Origin of the sequence: Bacillus cereus group sp. MYBK15-3 (assembly GCF_051916765.1) — a bacterium.
In the GTDB taxonomy this organism is placed as follows: Bacteria; Bacillota; Bacilli; order Bacillales; family Bacillaceae_G; genus Bacillus_A; species Bacillus_A cereus.
Genome location: NZ_JBQAHG010000005.1, coordinates 107,266 through 125,820 on the forward strand (window position 1 = coordinate 107,266; position 18,555 = coordinate 125,820).

An 18,555-nucleotide genomic window follows, 5' to 3' on the forward strand; every position below is an offset into this window, starting at 1 on the left:
AATCGTTTCTTATATATCCATTGTCTATTTTACCGAAATCCTCATCATTTTACTAATATGTTACTCTTCCACTTTAAACTGCTCGACTAATCTTTCTAAATCTCTCATATGTTCTGTCAAACTTTCCATCGTGTGAGCTACCTTTTCTAAATGATTCACCTGTGATTCCGTTGCAGCATGTACCTCTTCAGAAACAGCTGCACTTTCTTGACTCGTACCAGCAATTGTATGCATTACCGCTGTAATTTCCCCTTGCTCGTAACCTATGTTATGTACCTCTTCTACAATTTTTTCAACTGAAGTACTAATCGTATTTACGACTGACATAATTGTGCGGAACTCTATTTCCGCCTCTGTCGTCACTTTATTTTGCACATCTGCAATGTCTTTCAATTTACTTACAACTTCTACAACTCTTTTTACTTCTACTTGCACATCACCAATCATCGTTGTGATTTCTCCGGTTGCCTCTTTTGATTGTTCCGCTAATTTCCGAACCTCTTCAGCAACAACCGCAAATCCCTTACCTTGCTCACCTGCACGGGCAGCTTCAATCGATGCATTTAAAGCAAGTAAATTTGTTTGATCCGAAATGCCTTTTATAAGCTCAACAACATTTTGAATCGATCCAACTCTTTGTTCTAACTTATCCGATGCTTCTTCTGTATGAACAACAATCGACGATGATTGTCCCCTCGTACGGATTAAATTCCTCATTGTATTTAATCCTTGCTTAGATGCCTCTTCCGCTTTGCCAGCCACTCCTTTTATTTCACCAACGGAGCTATTCATTTGTTCCACTGACTCCGCCATATTCTCGAGCTGAGCTGAAACTTCATCCACACTATTCGCAAGAGTAGAAGCTCCTCCGCTCACATCATCCATTGCACCTGAAACTTCTCTACTAGCCGCTACTGTTTCATTCGTTAAATAGTGTAAACTATTCGTTGATTGTTGCACCGTTGATACGCTGTTTTTAATTTTACTTACCATTTCATTCATTTGTTCAACCATATCATTAAAGTGCTTAGTCAACTCTCCAACTTCATCTTTACTTGTCACTTTCATTCGCAGCGTTAAATCGCCTTCTGCTACTTTTTGCACGTGATTCTTTAATAGTTGCAGTGGTCTTGCTAATCTTCTTGAGAACAAGTAGGAAGCTACGATTCCAACTAATAAACTAATACATGCCATTATAATAACTGTATTTCTCGTACTATTTAATAGCCCATCGATCGTTTCTTTCGGATAAAAGATTCCTATCGTCCATTTCATCGTATCAAATGATTGACTGTAAACAACTACATCTTCACCTTTTATTGTAGTGACCGCATATTTTGTTACCTCTTTATTTAAGCTCTTTATAAGTGGCTCTTTAGAAACATCTTTTCCTATCTTTTCTGGATAAACAAGAGCCATATTTTTATCATTTATAATAAACATTTCTCCGTCATTATTGTATTGAATATTGTGAAGCAACTTCTGAATCGTCCCAAGCGATACATCCATCGCAACAACGCCTAATACAGATCCATCTTGAGCTGTAATTGCTTTAGAAACACCTACACTTAACTTTCCTGTTGCAATTTCATAAGAAGGTTGTCCCCAATGGACCTTTTTTACATCAGCCTCTGAATCTTTATACCATGGTCTTGTCGTTGGATCGTATCCTTCTGGCACTTGCCCACCTTCAGCAAGATTGGCACTTAATGTTTTTTTATCTTTCGTACCAATATATAAATCTAAAATACCAGGATGATTCTTTTTATACTCCGCAAACTCTTTCGTTAAAAACGCTTCCTCTTCTGGAGTAACCCCACCTTGAAGTATATTACGAATCATCTCACTGTTCGCGTAATACCCCATATCTTCATCCGTTCTTTGAACAAATGTCGTAAGTTGCTCTGTTACAAGATCCATCGCATTTTGAGAATACTCGTCTAAGGAACGCACTTCCTTTTCTTTCTGTAATTGATACACAGCTGTACCCAATATTACGAACATCATAGAAATAAGAACTGAAAACACTACCGCAATTTTTAAACGTAAACTTCTTAACATCTTCCCCCCAGCATCCCCTTCGCATTAAATTAAAATCTTATTAATCATTATATTAAGTATAATAGATAAAATTAAAAAATTGAAATTAATTCTCACCTTAATACAATTAGAAAACGGACTACCACTTGTGCAAAAACAAATAGTTCATTATCCTTAAAATATAATCTCATTCGTTCGGAGGGAACTATGTTACAAAAATTCGGTTTCTCACAATATGAAAGCCAAGCTTATGAAGTTGTCGTATCAAGCAATGAACCATTAGATGCTACAACGATTGTGAAGCATTCAGGTGTTCCAAAAGCAAAAATATATGAAGTGCTAGCACGCCTAATCGATAAAGGAATGGTAATGGATTCTGTTTCAGAAAAGAAAAAACTGTATACAGCATTACCACTAAAGCTAGCAATTGAAAAATTAACGACAGAATTCCAATCAAATATTAAAGAACTGGAAACAAATATATCAAAAAAATCATTTACAGATGACCGTGTGTGGAGCTTAAAAATGCAATCTTCTATTCGAGTTCAAAGTAAGGAACTCATTGAAAGTGCAAAAGAATCAATCCGTATTTCAGCTTGGAATGATACTCTTTTAGAATATCTTCCTTTACTAGAACAAAAAGCAAAACAAGGTGTTCAAATTGAATCCCTTATTGTTGGAGAAGTAGAAACAGACTTAGAAAACATGCATTTTCTAATCCCAGCTGAAGAACCTAATGCATTAGAGCGCTATTTGCTACTCATCGTTGACGATCGTGAAATTTTATTTGCTGGTGTAGAACAAGAGTCATGGCAAGCGATGAAAACAATGTCACAACCTTTCGTGAAGTTCTTTACAGAATTTTTCTATCACGACGTTGCACTTGCAAAGATTACCCAGAAACACCATGACCTCTTTATGGAAGATGAGGAAATTAAGAGTTTGTTAATGAAATTAAGATACTAATTAAATAATAAAAAGGAGTCTAGTTTTTCACTTAGACTCCTTTTCGTTTTGTTCCTTTATCTCCATCAACAGCTCAATGATTTTCTCATTTTGCTCTACCTGTTTCTCTGAATTTTTATAGATGAAACGAACCCATCTAAGTGCAAGAATAATAAGAAACAAGGGGAGCATTGAAATTAGAAGACCAATAATTGAAAAATTCGTATACATATCCATCACCTCGCTATATACAACGTTCTCCATACATCTACTAAAACCTGCAATTTTTTACAAAAAAAAGAACCTATCAAACGATAGATTCTTCTTTTGCAAACTGAGTAGAACGTCCTCTTGTAATCGAGAAAATCGCACAAAGCAGAGCTAATATAATAAAGCCACCGCCTACCCAAGCGTTATATATAACAGATGATTTTTCAATAACAACTCCGCCTACTGTTGAACCGAGCGCAATCCCTAAGTGAAGGGCAGAGTTATTTAAACTTTGCTGAATACCAGCTGATTCTGGTGCAATTTCAATTAAATAGTTTTGTTGCGCTGGTGAAATCGCCCAGCTCAGCATACTCCAAAGTCCCATCATAATGATGAAGAGCGGGAATGAGAATGTCATTAATGGCAGTATGAAGATTGCACACGCAAATACGATAATGATAGAAATAATACTTTTCTTCGATCCCCATTTATCAGCAAGCCAGCCACCGAATCCGCCACCAATTACTGCTGCGATTCCGAAAATAAAGTAAAACACACTAATCCAGTTTGCTTCAACATGCATGACATCTTTTAAAAACGGTGTTAAATATGCATACAATGTTAAATGCCCTGTTAAAAACAAAAATGATGTTAACTGTGCACTTACAATTTTTTTATCTTTTAAAGTAGCAAGTTGTTCTTTTATTGATAATACCGATGTCGGTGGTACTTTCGTTAAGAATAATGAAATACAAGCAATTGCCATAACTGTTAATACCGAAATTAATACAAATGGTGCACGCCATCCGTATGCATTTCCAAGTACAAGACCAAGCGGTACTCCAAGTACGAGTGATCCACTAATTCCCATAAAAATGATTCCAATTGCACGCGCACGAAAATGCGGTTCTACTACACTAGAAGCAAGTGTTACCGATAGTGCAATAATTAATGAACCACTGGCCGCACAAATAACCCTTGAGAACATCAGCATTCCGTAATTCACACTAAATGCCGAAATAATATTTCCGATTAAGAAAATCGATAATGCTCCAACATACAATGTTTTTCTTTCAAACTTCCCTGTCAAAGCTAATAAAACTGGACCTGACAAAGCAAATACTACCGAAAATATTGTTATAAGCTGACCAGCTGCACTAATAGATACTCCTAAATCATTGGCAACTAAATCGAGCGTTCCTCCTATAATTAGCTCAACCGTTCCGACTACAAAAGCCGCGATAGCTAAAATATAAACACGAAAATTCAAGTCTTTCCCCACGCTTTCTATTTTGGTTACTACGACTATAGTAACCAAAATAGAAAATGGACGCAAGTACAATTTTTTTACAGTAAAAAAGGTAGGCGTATAATACGCCTACCTTTTCATCATTCTGTTTCTTTCTTCTTATTCAAGTACCAATACACCGGAAGTCCCGTAAATACAATTCCAATCGATAAGAAACAACTTACTGGATCGTTAATAATCGCACTACCAATTACAAAGAACGAACCTAAAATCGCTACAATTGGTACGATTGGGAATAACGGTACACTATATGCACGCTCTTTATTCTTATTACGTTTTCTTAAAATGAAGACACCAATAAACGTCATTACATAGAAAATATAAATAATGAATACGGAAATCTCAGATAGCTTATTTGGATCACTAATAATCATTAAAATAATTCCTAAAATAATTTCAACAGTAATCGCATTTGCTGGTGTTTTAAATCTCGGACTTTCCTTTGCAATAAACTTAGAAAATGGAAGTTGTCCACGCTCTGCCATAGACATTGGGATACGTGGGAACGTTAAAATCTTTCCATTTAAACAGCCGAAAATAGAAACGATAATACCGATACTAATAATTTTTCCGCCATATTCTCCAAGTAACATGCCTGCAGCTGTCGCTGTTGCATTTTCTCCAAGGTCTACAATTTTTGCTGCTGGTAATACATTTAATAACGCCAAGTTAATTAATACGTAAGCAGCCGTTACGATTAAAATCCCTACTGTCATTGCTTTCGGTAATAACTTTGTTGGATTCTTCATTTCTCCACCAATCGAAGCAAGTAAAATCCAGCCGTCATAAGCAAATAACGTTGCTAAAATTGCCATACCGATACTTTGATTTTCCGATATCGGCACAACTACGTTAAAAATATCGCTATTCCCTTTCCAGAAACCTAGCACAACAATTAACACAATCGGAATCATCTTCCCAATTGTCGTGATTGTTTGAACGATACCTCCGTATTTTGTTCCCATGCTATTTACAACGCCAAGGAACACAACCGTTCCAATTGCGATTGGTAAATTCCACACTTTATCTAAATAGAAAAAATTAATCATTAAAGAACTAAAGTATAAACCTAATGTTCCGATAATAGCAGGTCCATAAACAATTGTTTGCATCCAACCTGATAAATATCCCCAAAAACTTCCGTAAATCTCCTCTAAATACGTATACAACCCACCATTTTTCGGGATTTGCGCTCCAATTTCAGCTACTGTTAAACCACTTGCTAGCGTCAACAGACCACCAATTATCCAAGCAAGAATGGCCATATTAGAACTCCCCGAGTAATCTAATACGCTCCCTGGTTTCATAAACACACCAGATCCAATAATCGTTCCTACTACGATAGAAAGTGCTACTGTTAAACCAATTTTGTTCTTCTCATCATGATGCATGCTGCGTATCCTCCTTCCAATCCTAGTGTGATGCAAAAATGAAATAAAAAAACACTCCTCCCTAAAAAAGGGACGAGTGTTGTATTCGTGGTTCCACCCTTGTTTCAATTCGTAAAGTAATACACTTCACCAATTTCTCAAGTCTAAATAACGGTTTTTGCCGGCAAGCAATTACTAGATGCTCGTTCACTGCTGCAGTTCAGAGGTGGTAATCCATTTTTCCGTATTAGGAAGCTCACAGCCAAAGGCTTCCCTCTCTGAGAATCGTAAAAAATTGATCGTGTCCTCATCATCACTTCTTGATGTCGAATTTTGTAGTTATTGTTCATTATATTGAATTGTTAGAAAAAATCAATATATTTTTTATATAACATAGGAAATATTTATCTTCTTATATTATAACAGAAGCTGTAACATTTCTCTAATTCCCTCGTATCTTTGGAGCAGTGTAGCTGTAAAAATTATATCAGCGATTTTTCAAATATATCGATTTACCAACAAAAAACGCCAACAATAAAAGGGGGTCTTTCAAAAGAAAGCCCCCTCACGCCTGTACCTTTCGGTTGCCCACACGAAAGATACGACTTCATTCAATTATTTCTCATCTTTTTTCATAAAAAACTTATGGTGCGGTAAATCAACATTCAATGCCTCTAATTGTTTCTTTTCATTGTCTAAAATCGCTTTTGCTTTTGTTTTTGTTGCTTCATCTAATCCTGCAAACATGTCTTCATGCTTCTCTTTCTCTGGAAGTTTCACACCTAATTTTGTTAATTCTTCTTTTGCTTGCTCATGCGTTAATTTTCCAGATTTCTTTTGCTCTAAAATTGACTTTGCTTTTTCTTTTGCCTGTTCATCTAAGTTAGCAAACATGTCTCCATGTTTACCTTTCTCCGGCATTTTCACGCCTAGCTTTGTTAATTCCTCTTTTGCTTGCTCATGCGTTAATTTTCCAGATTTCTTTTGCTCTAAAATCGACTTCGCTTTCTCTTTCGCCTGTTCATCTAAGTTAGCAAACATGTCTCCACGCTTACCTTTCTCCGGCATTTTTACGCCTAACTTTGTTAATTCCTCTTTTGCTTGTTCTCGTGTTAATTTCCCAGACTTTTCTTGCTCTAAAATCGACTTCGCTTTTTCTTTCGCCTGTTCATCTAATCCCGCAAACATTTCTTTACGTTTTTCTTTTTCTGGAAGCTTTACACCTAGCTCCTGTAACTGTTTCTTTGTATCGTCCATAATCGTTTTTACTTTTTGTTTTGTAGCGGCATCTAAATCTTTTTTCGCTGTTTTTGTCGCTTGCTCAGCTGTTGGAGTATTTGTTGCCGCGAATGCCGGAACACCGACTCCTCCAATGATTCCGAATGATAAAGCACCTGCAATCGCTAAATAACCAACTGTTTTCTTCTTCATAGGAAATTCCCTCCTTCATATTTCTAAAGCATGTACACTTTCGTATACAACGCCAATAGTAATATTGGTTTCTTAAAATTTCCTTAACGATTCAAATAAAAAACACCGCTCGTAATGAGCGGTGTTTCTCTATGCTTTTTGTAATTGTAACTCTTCACGTTCCATTATTTTTCTTAATACAATTGTTTGTGTCATTGTAAATAAGTTACCTGTTATCCAGTACAACACAAGTCCTGATGGCGCCGCAAACCCCATAAATAGAATCATTGCTGGCATCATAATTTGCTGCATCTTTAGCATCTGTACTTGTTCTCCAGGTGTAATATTCGATTGGAAAACTTTCATCTGAATAAATGTCGTTAACGCTGCAATAATCGGTAATATATGATATGGATCTGCATGTCCTAGGTTCACCCATAAAAACGAAGATGTGCGAATCTCTTCCGTTCTGCTAATCGCATAATACAAAGCAGAGAAAATCGGCATTTGTATAAAAATTGGCCAGCAACCAGCAAGTGGATTCCAACCGCCTGATTTCATTAGTTCTGACATTTCTTTTTGATACTGCTTTTGTTTTTCAAGGTCTTTGCTTACATCACCGTATTTTTTCTTTAGCTTCTGCAATTCAGGTTGCATTTTCTTCATTTTCGCTTGGCTGCGATATTGCGAAACAGCTAATGGAATCATAGCTGAACGAATAACGAGCGTCATAATAATGATAGCAACCCCGAAGCTAGCTCCCGGTATATGATGAGCAACAAATTGAATCATATACGAGATTGGATATACGAAATAATGGTTCCATATTCCCGTACTATGTGAATCAATTGTGCCTGCATTACTGCAGCCAGATAAAACAAAAACAAGTACTACTGATAAACTAATGAGCGCAGCTCGGTATGATTTTAACATGTTCATTCCTCCAATGTTTCGTAATTATTTAGCGAAACATTGGTGTATACGGACCAACCTCATCATTCTCTTCACTTGATTCTTGTCTGCGTACAGAACGAATCATTCCATATTTATAAAAAATTGAAAATAGCGGTACATTTCCCGCACTATCTTCACATGTATCAACCAACGCAAAAGCTCTTTGTCTACCGCTTGATGCTTGTTGACGCACAAAGCGAGAAACATTAGCAAGGAAGAAAACTTCTAATAAACAAAGTGCTGTCGTTACAAACGATATATATAGAATTGCATCCTGCAATAAAAATTCCATCGCTTCACATCCTTAATAAGGTCATTTTAGCACATCGGGCAAATATTCTCTATTTCCTTTTATTTTCAAAAAAAGTATTTTGCATATTTTCTCAAGAAAACAATAATTAAGAAACGTTGTATTCGCTTTCTTTAGCATATTCACACACATCAATGAATAGGCTTGATTTATTAGAAATTTATAAAATTTTTGCATTATAATAAAACTATTGCCAGTTTTTGAAAAAACCTTTATTCTCTTCTTGTAATCAAAAATGAATATGGAGATGAAACATACTATGGGTCAACTAGGAGACGCCGATTACGTTCCCGACACCGCCTTTTTATCCTTCCCAGCAGCTAAAACATTTCACTTAGAATTTATGATACAGTTGGTTGTTATTTTTATAGCTTCTATTTTGTATGCAATTTCTATGAATATGTTTTTTATCCCGCATAATATGATTAGCGGTGGATTCGCTGGTGTAGGGATGATTATCGGTTATTTAATGCACTACAATATCGGTGCACTTATCTTTTTACTAAACATTCCTCTTCTTATTTTAAGTCACTTTTACTTAGGCAAGAAGACAACCTTTTTAACAGCTTACTTTGTAGCTGTGTCATCGTTAGCGATGAACATTATCCCGGTACACCAAGTTTCAGACGATATTTTACTTTCTTCTGTATTCGGTGGTGTTATCTGCGGAGCAGCTTCAGGAATTATATTCCGATTTGCTTCTTCAACAGGTGGTTTTGATGTTGTTGGATTGATTGTAGCGAAATATCGAGATGTTTCAATTGGAGCAATCATATTTGTATTCAACTTAATCTTACTTGTAGCAGCAGGTTTTATTTTCGGATGGGATATTACACTTTATACGTTAATTAGTCGATTTGTAGTCAGCAAAGTTATCGACGCTGTGCATACGAAACATATTAAATTAACGATAATGACTATTACAGAAAAAGGCGAGGAAATAAAAAGCGCACTACTACATCACGGCATACGCGGGGTGACAATGGTAGACGCTGTCGGCGGCTATACAAACCATAAGAAAAAAATGATTTACACTGTCGTGACTCGCTATGAGTTAGGCGAAATGAAACGTATTATCCGTCAAGTGGATAACAAAGCATTTATGAACATTACTGAAACAGTTGAAATTGTCGGCCGTTTCAAACGCATATAAAACAGGTTAATAAATTAAAGGGCATAACATATTAGTCATATATAATATGTTATGCCCTTTGTTATTCAACTAACGTACCTTTTAGCATAATAAAATCACTAAGTTTATTACTACAAATCGGAGGATAGCATTCCATATACAATACTATCTGTCCATTCCTCTTTATTCCAAAAATCTTGTATGAAATGGGCTTCCTTTCTCATGCCTATTCGTTCACACAATTTTTGTGAAGCTGTATTACGTGCATCAAGATTAGCCTGTATACGATGTACATTACATTCATTAAATAATTTCAATACCAAACTACTTACTGCTTCTGTTGCCAAACCTCTCCCAGCTACTTCATTTGAAAAACTATAACCAATCTCAACAGTGTCTTTCATATTTGTGTACCATATTGATAAATCACCAACTACTTTAGTTTTGTATATAACTGCCAAACTTAATATTCTTTCTTTAGTAAGTACATTATTTGCTAGCTTCTTATTAAATCTTTCCTGCATATCTTCATGAGTCCACTTATTATGTAATAGGAACTTACATGTATCATCACTATTATAAATAGCAAATACATCCTGTAAATCAGTACTCTTAAAAGGTCTAATTATTAATCTTTCTGTTGTGAACTCCAAGTTAGCTCTCCTCCCTTACATTCATGCTATAAAACATTTTTTATAGTATTTAAGCCTCATTCTTAGATCTCACCTTGATTACATATTTCATCATAATAAATTAAAATCCTTCTTCCACTAAACTGCACCGTTAATGGTATTTCCTTACGCTTTTTATTTTTTACACTTATTACAAAATCAGATAATTCTATTATTATGTCCCTAAATGTGTTATAATGAAAGCAGACTCACAAAAAAAGAGTATATAGACTTGGAAGTTTCTCTTATTTTACAAGCAAAAAGAAACGAGCAGTCGGGTATATTTCAGACACCATACACGTAACGGTTTAAACAACCGATCATCTTAGTTACTCTTCAATGATCTTTTTATAAAAAGATACGTACAATTAAAACTCACTTCAATATACTATACCTACCTTTTTGACTTCCAAATCATCTTATTACATAGGGAGATGAACATATGAATCAATATATACGATATACAATAGCTGTCCTGTTTGCTATTATCGGCGGAACAATCTGCTTCTGGACAAACACTCAGCTTGGAGAGAATATCATCTTTAATGGAATCGAAACGCTTGTAAGCGCTTCAATTTTAGGCGGATACATTTACTTCCTCTTCAATCCAGAAGAAAATGCTCAAAAAACAATGTTATTAACAATGATCGGAATCGTTGGTGGATGTATTTCCTACTCAATGACAAACTATACATTACCACTTCAATTAAGCTCAGCTTTCTTCCACGGTCTATGGACTTGGTTCATTGCATTCTGCCTAGCAGACGTATTCAACCTATTACAAGACACTGAAGAAGATAGCGGTCGTCAAATTGAAAGTAACTCTTAAGCTGGAAGATACTCTTCCAGCTTTTTATATTGTTTTGCATATCCCCGCATCACGATAAAAAGAAGTTACCCTCACGGCAACTTCTTTCTCACATACCCCATCCAGTACCAACCGGATTATATCAGCGATTCTCCATATATATCGGCGATTTCTCCACTTATATCAGCGATTTTTTCATTATATCGACCATTCGACACAGGATATCGACTTACCGGCAATTTTCGGCAACCTATTTATGCTCTATACCCTGCCACTACAATAAAAAGAAGCTACCCAACGGCAACTTCTTTTCCACATACCCCACTTCGTATTCACTAAAATATATCAACGATTTCTCAAATATATCGATCATTTCTCCACTTATATCAACGATTTTTTCATTATATCAACGGTTCAACACAAGATATCGATTTAACGACAACCTTCGACACTCGAAACGCACAATATACCCTATCCCCCAAGCAACTTACTGCCGAACTCTACGATTAAAAAGATAATTAATAGGATCGCGAGTATCTTTAATGCTACATATGCCACTTTAAAAACAACATAAATGAGCAAGACTATCAAAATAATTGATAAAATTTCCATATTTACTTCCTCCAAGCTTTGCTCTTCTTATCTCATTTTACTCGCCCCAGGCTATTTATGGAACGGCATAAGATGACATATAAAAAAGAGGATACCTCATCCATCGTAAGATACCCTCACCTTCAACTGCTCAAACCATTCTCTTTCTAATTGTAAATATCCAATCTCACTCTTCTCGGCGCTCTTTAATTCTTTATCAGCTTTCTTCATATAAGTATGGGAAGCTTCTAGATCATTCTCTAAATATTTGATAATTCCTTGTGTACGATAATATCCGTTTAAGTCCATTTTTGTAATAGCCTTTGCATGTTCCTTTGCTTCTTGCAAAGAAAGACTATCCATCTGATAAAGGGCTTTATATAAAAGATACCAACTATGAAAACTACTAACGAAAAACTTATTTTCTTTCGTTACAGGTAGTTGAACAATTCTTTCTATATACGGTATCGCTCTTTCCATTCCCTCTTGATCTGCACGAGCCAAAAAGACAAGCATAAGTCTACTCATTATCTCTCTTATCCCTTTATTCTCTTTTATTTTCTCCTCACTCAATTCTACTAATCTTTCATCCCAATCTTTCGGTCTTTTATAACTAAATAACTCACTCGATATTTGAATCTCATATAAATGATTTCTAGCTCTTTCATCATCTTTAATTAAAATAAGAAATTGCATCCCATCACTCATAAGCGTTCCTTTTATCGGCACAATTGTAACCGCAAAGATTGCAAAATGGAAAAAGGAAAAATATAAAAGATATTGATAATAACTCACCATGTATATGTAACCGGAAGTAATACCAAACAGTAAACTCGTAATCGGTCCACCTAAAGTGAGCCATGCCCACTTTTTCGAAAGATTCGGTGTCTCTATAGAAGGTGGTACTAGTGTTGCAACGCCTCCAAAGTAAGCCCATAATTTATTTTCTCGAATGCGTAATTTTCCCTTTTCTTTTTGAATAGTAATGGGTCCTACTGTCATAAATTTAAATGTTAAACCACCTATTACACCAAATACTACATGTCCTAGCTCATGAATGGCTAACACTAATAAAAAAATTCCAACTATTGCCCATAGGTTCAAAATTACTTCTAATTTCCCAGTTCGGATTACTCCGTATAAAATGGACAGAATTAGCGCCACTGTCATTGAGCCAGCTGGCCTTCTTAAAATATCCACCTTTTTCTCCCCTTAATAAATCATTTTCCTCTGCATTTCGTACATGAACTTCCCAAGATGCAATATCCAAATAAATGAGATTAAGCCAATTAATACAAAATCGATATTACTAGCAGCTGTATATATAACGGCAGCCCACCATACATATGCCAATATTGTATTCGTAAATTCATATGCTTTATATCCAGCCTCATGCACAATGTGCTTTAATCCTTCATCTGCGTTTTTCGTCCACATTTTCATAGATTCCATATACGTTACACCTTGTTCAGGATATAGCTTATTATAACGATTTTTTGTTATGAGTCCGATAATTACTACAGTAGTTAAACAAGCAATAGAAGCTACTAAATTCCACACCGCAAATGAAACATTTGTATCCTGCAACAGTGCACGTCTACATGTAATAACTGCATATACAAACCATGCCTGCGTAACTATATCACCTACACGTAAATATATACTTATAATGCCTAATTTTCTGCCTTGTACGCTCTCTTCTTCATCGCGTGCCTCTGCTAACATACGTGTATTCTTCCAAGTATAGTACATCATTAAGATTCCAAAAATAGTACATATACCTATAAATGTATTGGATGATAATTTTCTCGGTTCATCCGAGAGTAAATTTAAAGCTATATAAGACGTTAAAAAGCCACCCATCATACTTAATGCTATTTTCCCCACAGAATCAAATTGTTTTTTTCGCTTACTCTTCATCGTCCTCTTCCCCCTCTACTAACGTAAATATTTCCTCCACCGGTACATTGAAAATTTGTGCGATTTTTAACGACAATACGATAGATGGTGCATAATCCCCACGCTCAATTAAACTAATCGTTTGCCGTGATGATCCAATCGCTTTCCCTAAATCCCCTTGTGATAAACGATGCTTTGCTCGCAATTCCCTCACTCGATTTTGAAGCTTCATGTCTTCCCTCTTTTTCATTTATTTAATTAAAATTGTAAATAATATCCTTATATTTGTCAATTATAATTGTCATTACGACTATAATAATTGACAAGACACTTATTTCTTATCCTGTATCAAATTCCTATAAAGAATGTAAAATGTGCATTAAACATAGTCTTAAAAATAAAATAAAAAAGGCAGTGCTTTTGCACTGCCTTCCTAAATTCTGACATAGAATGGATTTCATATTAGCTTGCGTTTTGTAGTAATACTCGTTTTAACTGCTTACGGAAACGAATACCTAACGTAACCGCTACAATCACAATAACTCCAAAAATAATTTTACCGATATGACCTTCTAGCACTCCAAAGATATCATGTAAGTTTCCACCTAACCAGTAACCACCGATTAAGAAGAATGATACCCAAAATAGAGCGCCTGAATAAATTGTAATGGCAAAACGACGGAATGGTAAATTAATAATTCCTGCAAAGTATCCTGTGAAATGACGTACACCAGGAATAAAGAAACCAATAAAAATTAGGAAGTACCCATACTTATCAAACCACATTCTCGTTAAGTCAATTTTTCTTTGTGTTAAAAATACGTATTTCCCATACTTTTGAATGAAAGGCATACCTAATTTATTTCCTAAAAAGTATTGAATCGTCATTCCTACACTTGTCCCAATAAAGGATAGAATAATTAAAATCGGTAAACTTAAATCACCCTTATGTGCTAAAAATCCCGCATATGCTAATGTTGGCTCTCCCGGAAACGGAAGTGCAATATATTCTAACAGCAAGCCGACAAGTACAACATAATACCCGTATTGCTGAAATAATTCATGAATCCATTCCATGTCATCTCTCCTTTCAATCCCGTACAACTTCTTACTATTATTGTATAAAAAAATTGTCGAAATAACTATCACAATAGCTTACATTTTTATTACATTTTTGTAAGGGTCACACTAATGATTTTCGTTCTTTATTAAATAGTAAAAATTATTTTCCAAGTCGAAATAGCGAAAAGACGCATTAATAACATGCAGATTTCATCCATTTTTTAGCACTAAAAAAGCTCTCTTATTTTGTTCTCAATAAAAAACCATCACAAACTCATGCTAACTTCATATTAGCTTCATATACGTATTGTAAGATTATATCGGAATTTGTTGAAAAATTTAACCAATATATGACTAAGCATTAATTTGAATAAATATAAGTCGTTTTTCGAAATTGAAAAAAGGGTGAATACGAAATGGAAGCATATAAAATGCACGATTTTATTAATACAAATGTTGAATCTCATCAAAATGAAACCGTTTTTAATTTACAAATATGTGAAACAAGTGAATTTGACGTAAGTTTAACAAAATCTACAACACTATCTTTTATCGTTTCAAAAAAGAATATTAAAATTGTCACGAAAAAATGGATTAATTCAAATCAAGAAAGCATGATTGGCAAAAGCTACATCATTCCAACAAAAGCTTTTCACTATTTCTTACCAATCATTTCTGAAAATGAAGATGAGCTAAATATTCAAGTTCAAAGTTTTGGCCTACGTGGTGAGCTTTTATTAAATGAAAGATTACTTATTGATAACAACAAACACAACAGCAAAATCACTACATTCTTTGAAACATTAGATGAAAATGTAAATAAAGCATTACGAGGATTACAACTTCATTGTATGTAAGACTATTACGATAGTAAAAGGAGAATAACAATGAAAAAATTATTATTAAGCGCACTATTATCATTAGGATTTTTAACTCTTCCATTCGCTAGTGCAGAGGCAGCTACAACGAAAGATCAATTAATCGTAGACACTCAGTTAAATAAAATGGATTATTATCAGGATGGAAAATTTATAAAAAGTTTTACTGTCGCTACTGGAAAAGCTGCAACACCTACACCTAAAGGCACTTTTCAAATCGTAAATAAAATTAAAAACCGCCCTTATTATACAGGCAAAATTAAAGGCGGCGATCCACGTAATCCACTTGGTGACCGTTGGCTCGGATTAAATATGGCAGGAACTTACGGAACAACTTATGCGATTCACGGAACTAACAATAATCAAGCAATCGGCAAATGGACAACACTTGGTTGTATTCGTATGTATAACAATGATATACACTGGTTATTTGAGCGCGTTCAGCAGCAAGCTACTGTCACTGTAAAATAGCCTAAAAACAAGATTTATGTGTAGCCAAGAATTTTATGTCTTGGCTTATTTTATTTATTCATTTACAGTAGCAAAACAACTGTATTTACATATATAATAGGAATAGATTTGATTAGCTAATATCTAAACATTGATAAACGTAGATATTAAAATTATACAGTTATAATATTTTATAAATTTTATAATACATACTATAATAGAACTACTGTAATTCTGAATTATTCAGTAACACTAAACTATTCCCCTTGCTACCTTCATGATTATTTTATAGCGGGGGCTTATTATATGTATAAACAATCTGAGTCACTCGAAAAATGATGAATTCGAATATTGCAGTAAAAAGCGTTATTTAGGAGGTGTTACTATGACGCATATACTGGTGATTGAAGACAACCCAGATATACAAGAACTGATTCGTGAATTTCTAATGGCACAAAACTTTACCGTTGATGTAGTTGGTGCCGGAACAGAAGGTATTCTTCTTTTCCAAAAAAATTCATACGATCTTGTCCTCCTCGATGTAATGTTACCAGATATAGATGGCTATAGTATTTGTAAAATTATGCGAGGACAATCTGATGTACCAATCATTATGTTAACAGGCTTACATAATGAAGAAAGTGAAATTAAAGGATTTGAGTTAGGTATTGATGACTATATTACGAAACCGTTCCATTACACTGTATTTATTAAGCGTGTAGAGGCTGTATTAAGAAGGGCAGCAACGAAGGAAGCAGAAGCTGCAACTATACTACAATTCCATGAATTGATGTTAAACTCTACAGCATATGCAGCTTATGTTCATGGTAATCAAATTGAATTGACAACAAAAGAATTTGAAATTATTTATACTTTACTGCAAAATCGAGGAAAAGTATTATCAAGAAGTGATTTGTTGAATAAGGTATGGGGCTATGAACATTATGGTGATGTAAGAGTTATAGATACACATATTAAAAACTTAAGAAAAAAATTAGGAATTCCTTATATTAAAACGGTGAAAGGCATTGGCTACAAAATCGAATCGTAGCAAAGACAACATCACCAAAAATATTTTCATCAAAACCTTATTATTTTGTATTCTTTTATCACTTTGTCTTTATCAAATTATTTACTTTCTAGCTTCAAACTACGATAAAGAACGTTTTGCGAAAGAAAATGGAACGCCGACTACAGAACAGGCCGATTCAGATAAGCAAAACGACGGAAGTAAAACGAAGCAAAATAAAGCTGTGTCAAAGGGGAGTATTTCTAATTTCCAATCTTCTATTATAGATTATAAATCTCTTTCTACAGCTATCAATCACCTTTTGCAGCCTAGCCAAACTGCAAAGGCAAAAGAACATACACAAAATCTTTCGGGGAAAAATAGCACTTCTAATCCGCCTACAGAAGCAGAAAAGAAAGCCGCTAATAATGATGCCTTACATACACAAAATGCAGCAAGTAAAACAAATGATACAAATGATAATCCAAAGTTAGCAGATGCGTTGCAGCAATTAGCTCCACATATTGGCGCGACAATGCTTGCATTATCACTACTCGGATCTTTAATTTATACAAAACTAATTGCCAAACCTTTTCAATATATGAGTGATGCTTTAAAAGATATTATGAATCTTGATTTCTCCGATAAAAAGCTACTTAACAAAAATGCAGATCAAACAGATTTTAATTTGCAAGTAGCTGCTTCACAAGTACCAAATATTGTGAAGAATTTACATGCAAGCAATCAAGATTTAAGAAACGAGCTCAAGAAGGAACAACAATTAGAACAATCTCGTAAAGAATTTATGTCTATGGTGTCCCATGAATTAAAAACACCAATCGCAGCCGTCATGGGACAACTAGATGGCATGATTCACGGAATTGGAGCTTATAAAGATAGAGATAAGTATTTGAAACGTTCCTACGAGATGATGCAAGACATTAACATATTAACGGAAAAAATGTCGGAATTATCCAAAATACAAAACCCTCAATTTAAACCGAATTTAGAAGTCATTTCTTTATCTAATATTATTGAGGATGTTATGAAGAAAGTAGATTACTTTGTATCTGTAAAACAATTAAATGTACAATCTAATATTAAACACGACGTACAAATTTTAGCTGATCCTAAATTTATTCAAACTGCTATTTTTAACATTATTTCAAATGCAATTCATTATACAATTGACCATCAGCACGTATATATAAAGCTTTATGAAAAACCAAATGGTTACGCATTAGAAGTATTAAATACAGGTTCACAAATTGATGAAGATAAACTTGCTCATTTATTTGAGCCTTTTTATCGCGCAAACCCTGATAAACACGGTTTAGTACAAGGTAGTGGTCTTGGATTATATATCGTGAAACAAATATTAGATAAACATCAGTTTCCTTACGGGATACAAAACACAGCTCAAGGTGTAAAATGCTCCATTGTATTCCCAAAAGCAATGTAACATTCACTATAATTACATATCCCAAACTCATACTTCACGTGTGAG

Annotated in this window: 20 protein-coding genes and 1 other annotated feature; of the genes, 7 read left to right on the forward strand and 13 right to left on the reverse strand. The window is 34.6% G+C overall.

The window, feature by feature from the left end; genetic code table 11:
- Positions 1-60 precede the first annotated feature (60 nt).
- Positions 61-2,061 carry a methyl-accepting chemotaxis protein gene (locus ACTFR8_RS20550; protein ID WP_000946355.1) on the reverse strand — a complete coding sequence of 667 codons (2,001 nt, stop codon included), beginning with the start codon at positions 2,059-2,061 and terminating at the stop codon, positions 61-63.
- Positions 2,062-2,247: 186 nt separating this feature from the next.
- Here ACTFR8_RS20550 and ACTFR8_RS20555 point away from each other — a divergent pair, with 186 nt between their 5' ends.
- Positions 2,248-3,006 (forward strand): TrmB family transcriptional regulator, encoded by a 759-nt coding sequence (locus tag ACTFR8_RS20555; RefSeq protein WP_000939479.1) that lies wholly within the window; start codon positions 2,248-2,250, stop codon positions 3,004-3,006.
- Between the two features lie 27 nt (positions 3,007-3,033).
- Here the strand turns inward: ACTFR8_RS20555 and ACTFR8_RS20560 are convergent, their stop codons facing one another.
- The 6 genes from ACTFR8_RS20560 to ACTFR8_RS20585 form a co-directional block, all read right to left on the reverse strand.
- Complete coding sequence (locus ACTFR8_RS20560; protein WP_000288473.1) at positions 3,034-3,216, reverse strand: hypothetical protein; 183 nt, start codon at positions 3,214-3,216, stop codon at positions 3,034-3,036.
- Positions 3,217-3,292: 76 nt separating this feature from the next.
- Positions 3,293-4,477 carry an MFS transporter gene (locus ACTFR8_RS20565; protein ID WP_033697573.1) on the reverse strand — a complete coding sequence of 395 codons (1,185 nt, stop codon included), beginning with the start codon at positions 4,475-4,477 and terminating at the stop codon, positions 3,293-3,295.
- 107 nt (positions 4,478-4,584) lie between these two features.
- The gene (locus ACTFR8_RS20570; RefSeq protein ID WP_000546299.1) at positions 4,585-5,895 is read right to left on the reverse strand and encodes an APC family permease; all 1,311 of its coding nucleotides are present in this window, start codon (positions 5,893-5,895) and stop codon (positions 4,585-4,587) included.
- A 65-nt stretch (positions 5,896-5,960) separates the two neighbouring features.
- Positions 5,961-6,197, reverse strand: a binding site (T-box leader).
- A 292-nt stretch (positions 6,198-6,489) separates the two neighbouring features.
- Positions 6,490-7,305 carry a hypothetical protein gene (locus ACTFR8_RS20575; RefSeq protein WP_044584965.1) on the reverse strand — a complete coding sequence of 272 codons (816 nt, stop codon included), beginning with the start codon at positions 7,303-7,305 and terminating at the stop codon, positions 6,490-6,492.
- Between the two features lie 129 nt (positions 7,306-7,434).
- Positions 7,435-8,217, reverse strand: a complete 783-nt coding sequence (locus tag ACTFR8_RS20580; protein WP_000920519.1) for a membrane protein insertase YidC — start codon at positions 8,215-8,217, stop codon at positions 7,435-7,437.
- A gap of 28 nt (positions 8,218-8,245) precedes the next feature.
- Positions 8,246-8,530, reverse strand: coding sequence for a hypothetical protein (locus ACTFR8_RS20585; RefSeq protein ID WP_000394930.1), 285 nt, complete (start codon positions 8,528-8,530; stop codon positions 8,246-8,248).
- A gap of 277 nt (positions 8,531-8,807) precedes the next feature.
- On the opposite strand from ACTFR8_RS20585, the gene ACTFR8_RS20590 reads away from it, so the two are divergent.
- Entirely contained in the window at positions 8,808-9,701 is an 894-nt protein-coding gene (locus ACTFR8_RS20590) for a YitT family protein (RefSeq protein ID WP_000530044.1), read from the forward strand.
- A 110-nt stretch (positions 9,702-9,811) separates the two neighbouring features.
- Here ACTFR8_RS20590 and ACTFR8_RS20595 read toward each other — a convergent pair whose 3' ends face one another.
- Positions 9,812-10,333: a GNAT family N-acetyltransferase gene (locus ACTFR8_RS20595; RefSeq protein WP_000397297.1), complete on the reverse strand. Its 522-nt coding sequence runs from the start codon at positions 10,331-10,333 to the stop codon at positions 9,812-9,814.
- A gap of 460 nt (positions 10,334-10,793) precedes the next feature.
- Between ACTFR8_RS20595 and ACTFR8_RS20600 the strand changes: the two genes are divergently transcribed.
- Positions 10,794-11,180, forward strand: a complete 387-nt coding sequence (locus ACTFR8_RS20600) for a DUF3938 domain-containing protein (protein WP_001077776.1) — start codon at positions 10,794-10,796, stop codon at positions 11,178-11,180.
- A gap of 450 nt (positions 11,181-11,630) precedes the next feature.
- Here ACTFR8_RS20600 and ACTFR8_RS20605 read toward each other — a convergent pair whose 3' ends face one another.
- From ACTFR8_RS20605 to ACTFR8_RS20625, 5 genes are all read right to left on the reverse strand, one after another.
- The gene (locus ACTFR8_RS20605) at positions 11,631-11,771 is read right to left on the reverse strand and encodes a DUF3985 family protein (RefSeq protein WP_000404758.1); all 141 of its coding nucleotides are present in this window, start codon (positions 11,769-11,771) and stop codon (positions 11,631-11,633) included.
- Between the two features lie 96 nt (positions 11,772-11,867).
- Entirely contained in the window at positions 11,868-12,920 is a 1,053-nt protein-coding gene (locus tag ACTFR8_RS20610; RefSeq protein ID WP_033685826.1) for a site-2 protease family protein, read from the reverse strand.
- Positions 12,921-12,962: 42 nt separating this feature from the next.
- The gene (locus tag ACTFR8_RS20615) at positions 12,963-13,670 is read right to left on the reverse strand and encodes a DUF3169 family protein (RefSeq protein ID WP_000837716.1); all 708 of its coding nucleotides are present in this window, start codon (positions 13,668-13,670) and stop codon (positions 12,963-12,965) included.
- Complete coding sequence (locus ACTFR8_RS20620) at positions 13,660-13,881, reverse strand: helix-turn-helix transcriptional regulator (protein WP_000776168.1); 222 nt, start codon at positions 13,879-13,881, stop codon at positions 13,660-13,662. The genes ACTFR8_RS20615 and ACTFR8_RS20620 overlap by 11 nt, the downstream gene beginning before the upstream one ends.
- Before the next feature lie 230 nt (positions 13,882-14,111).
- Entirely contained in the window at positions 14,112-14,726 is a 615-nt protein-coding gene (locus ACTFR8_RS20625) for a DedA family protein (protein WP_000454754.1), read from the reverse strand.
- A 401-nt stretch (positions 14,727-15,127) separates the two neighbouring features.
- Between ACTFR8_RS20625 and ACTFR8_RS20630 the strand changes: the two genes are divergently transcribed.
- From ACTFR8_RS20630 to ACTFR8_RS20645, 4 genes are all read left to right on the forward strand, one after another.
- Positions 15,128-15,568 (forward strand): DUF3978 family protein, encoded by a 441-nt coding sequence (locus tag ACTFR8_RS20630; RefSeq protein ID WP_000388768.1) that lies wholly within the window; start codon positions 15,128-15,130, stop codon positions 15,566-15,568.
- A gap of 30 nt (positions 15,569-15,598) precedes the next feature.
- Entirely contained in the window at positions 15,599-16,060 is a 462-nt protein-coding gene (locus tag ACTFR8_RS20635) for a L,D-transpeptidase (RefSeq protein WP_000735058.1), read from the forward strand.
- Positions 16,061-16,424: 364 nt separating this feature from the next.
- On the forward strand, positions 16,425-17,090 hold the full coding sequence (locus ACTFR8_RS20640) for a response regulator transcription factor (protein WP_000148833.1): 666 nt from the start codon (positions 16,425-16,427) through the stop codon (positions 17,088-17,090).
- Positions 17,068-18,510, forward strand: coding sequence for a sensor histidine kinase (locus tag ACTFR8_RS20645; protein ID WP_000201959.1), 1,443 nt, complete (start codon positions 17,068-17,070; stop codon positions 18,508-18,510). Before ACTFR8_RS20640 ends, ACTFR8_RS20645 begins: the two co-directional genes overlap by 23 nt.
- Positions 18,511-18,555 lie beyond the last annotated feature (45 nt).

Coding starts and splice junctions, on each gene's coding strand:
- ACTFR8_RS20575 (WP_044584965.1), bottom strand. CDS start 7,305: ATGAAGAAGAAAACAGTTGGTTATTTAGCGATTGCAGGTGCTTTATCA.
- ACTFR8_RS20585 (WP_000394930.1), bottom strand. CDS start 8,530: ATGGAATTTTTATTGCAGGATGCAATTCTATATATATCGTTTGTAACG.
- ACTFR8_RS20620 (WP_000776168.1), bottom strand. CDS start 13,881: ATGAAGCTTCAAAATCGAGTGAGGGAATTGCGAGCAAAGCATCGTTTA.
- ACTFR8_RS20605 (WP_000404758.1), bottom strand. CDS start 11,771: ATGGAAATTTTATCAATTATTTTGATAGTCTTGCTCATTTATGTTGTT.
- ACTFR8_RS20580 (WP_000920519.1), bottom strand. CDS start 8,217: ATGTTAAAATCATACCGAGCTGCGCTCATTAGTTTATCAGTAGTACTT.
- ACTFR8_RS20625 (WP_000454754.1), bottom strand. CDS start 14,726: ATGGAATGGATTCATGAATTATTTCAGCAATACGGGTATTATGTTGTA.
- ACTFR8_RS20640 (WP_000148833.1), top strand. CDS start 16,425: ATGACGCATATACTGGTGATTGAAGACAACCCAGATATACAAGAACTG.
- ACTFR8_RS20550 (WP_000946355.1), bottom strand. CDS start 2,061: ATGTTAAGAAGTTTACGTTTAAAAATTGCGGTAGTGTTTTCAGTTCTT.
- ACTFR8_RS20590 (WP_000530044.1), top strand. CDS start 8,808: ATGGGTCAACTAGGAGACGCCGATTACGTTCCCGACACCGCCTTTTTA.
- ACTFR8_RS20600 (WP_001077776.1), top strand. CDS start 10,794: ATGAATCAATATATACGATATACAATAGCTGTCCTGTTTGCTATTATC.
- ACTFR8_RS20635 (WP_000735058.1), top strand. CDS start 15,599: ATGAAAAAATTATTATTAAGCGCACTATTATCATTAGGATTTTTAACT.
- ACTFR8_RS20570 (WP_000546299.1), bottom strand. CDS start 5,895: ATGCATCATGATGAGAAGAACAAAATTGGTTTAACAGTAGCACTTTCT.
- ACTFR8_RS20560 (WP_000288473.1), bottom strand. CDS start 3,216: ATGTATACGAATTTTTCAATTATTGGTCTTCTAATTTCAATGCTCCCC.
- ACTFR8_RS20610 (WP_033685826.1), bottom strand. CDS start 12,920: ATGACAGTGGCGCTAATTCTGTCCATTTTATACGGAGTAATCCGAACT.
- ACTFR8_RS20555 (WP_000939479.1), top strand. CDS start 2,248: ATGTTACAAAAATTCGGTTTCTCACAATATGAAAGCCAAGCTTATGAA.
- ACTFR8_RS20630 (WP_000388768.1), top strand. CDS start 15,128: ATGGAAGCATATAAAATGCACGATTTTATTAATACAAATGTTGAATCT.
- ACTFR8_RS20615 (WP_000837716.1), bottom strand. CDS start 13,670: ATGAAGAGTAAGCGAAAAAAACAATTTGATTCTGTGGGGAAAATAGCA.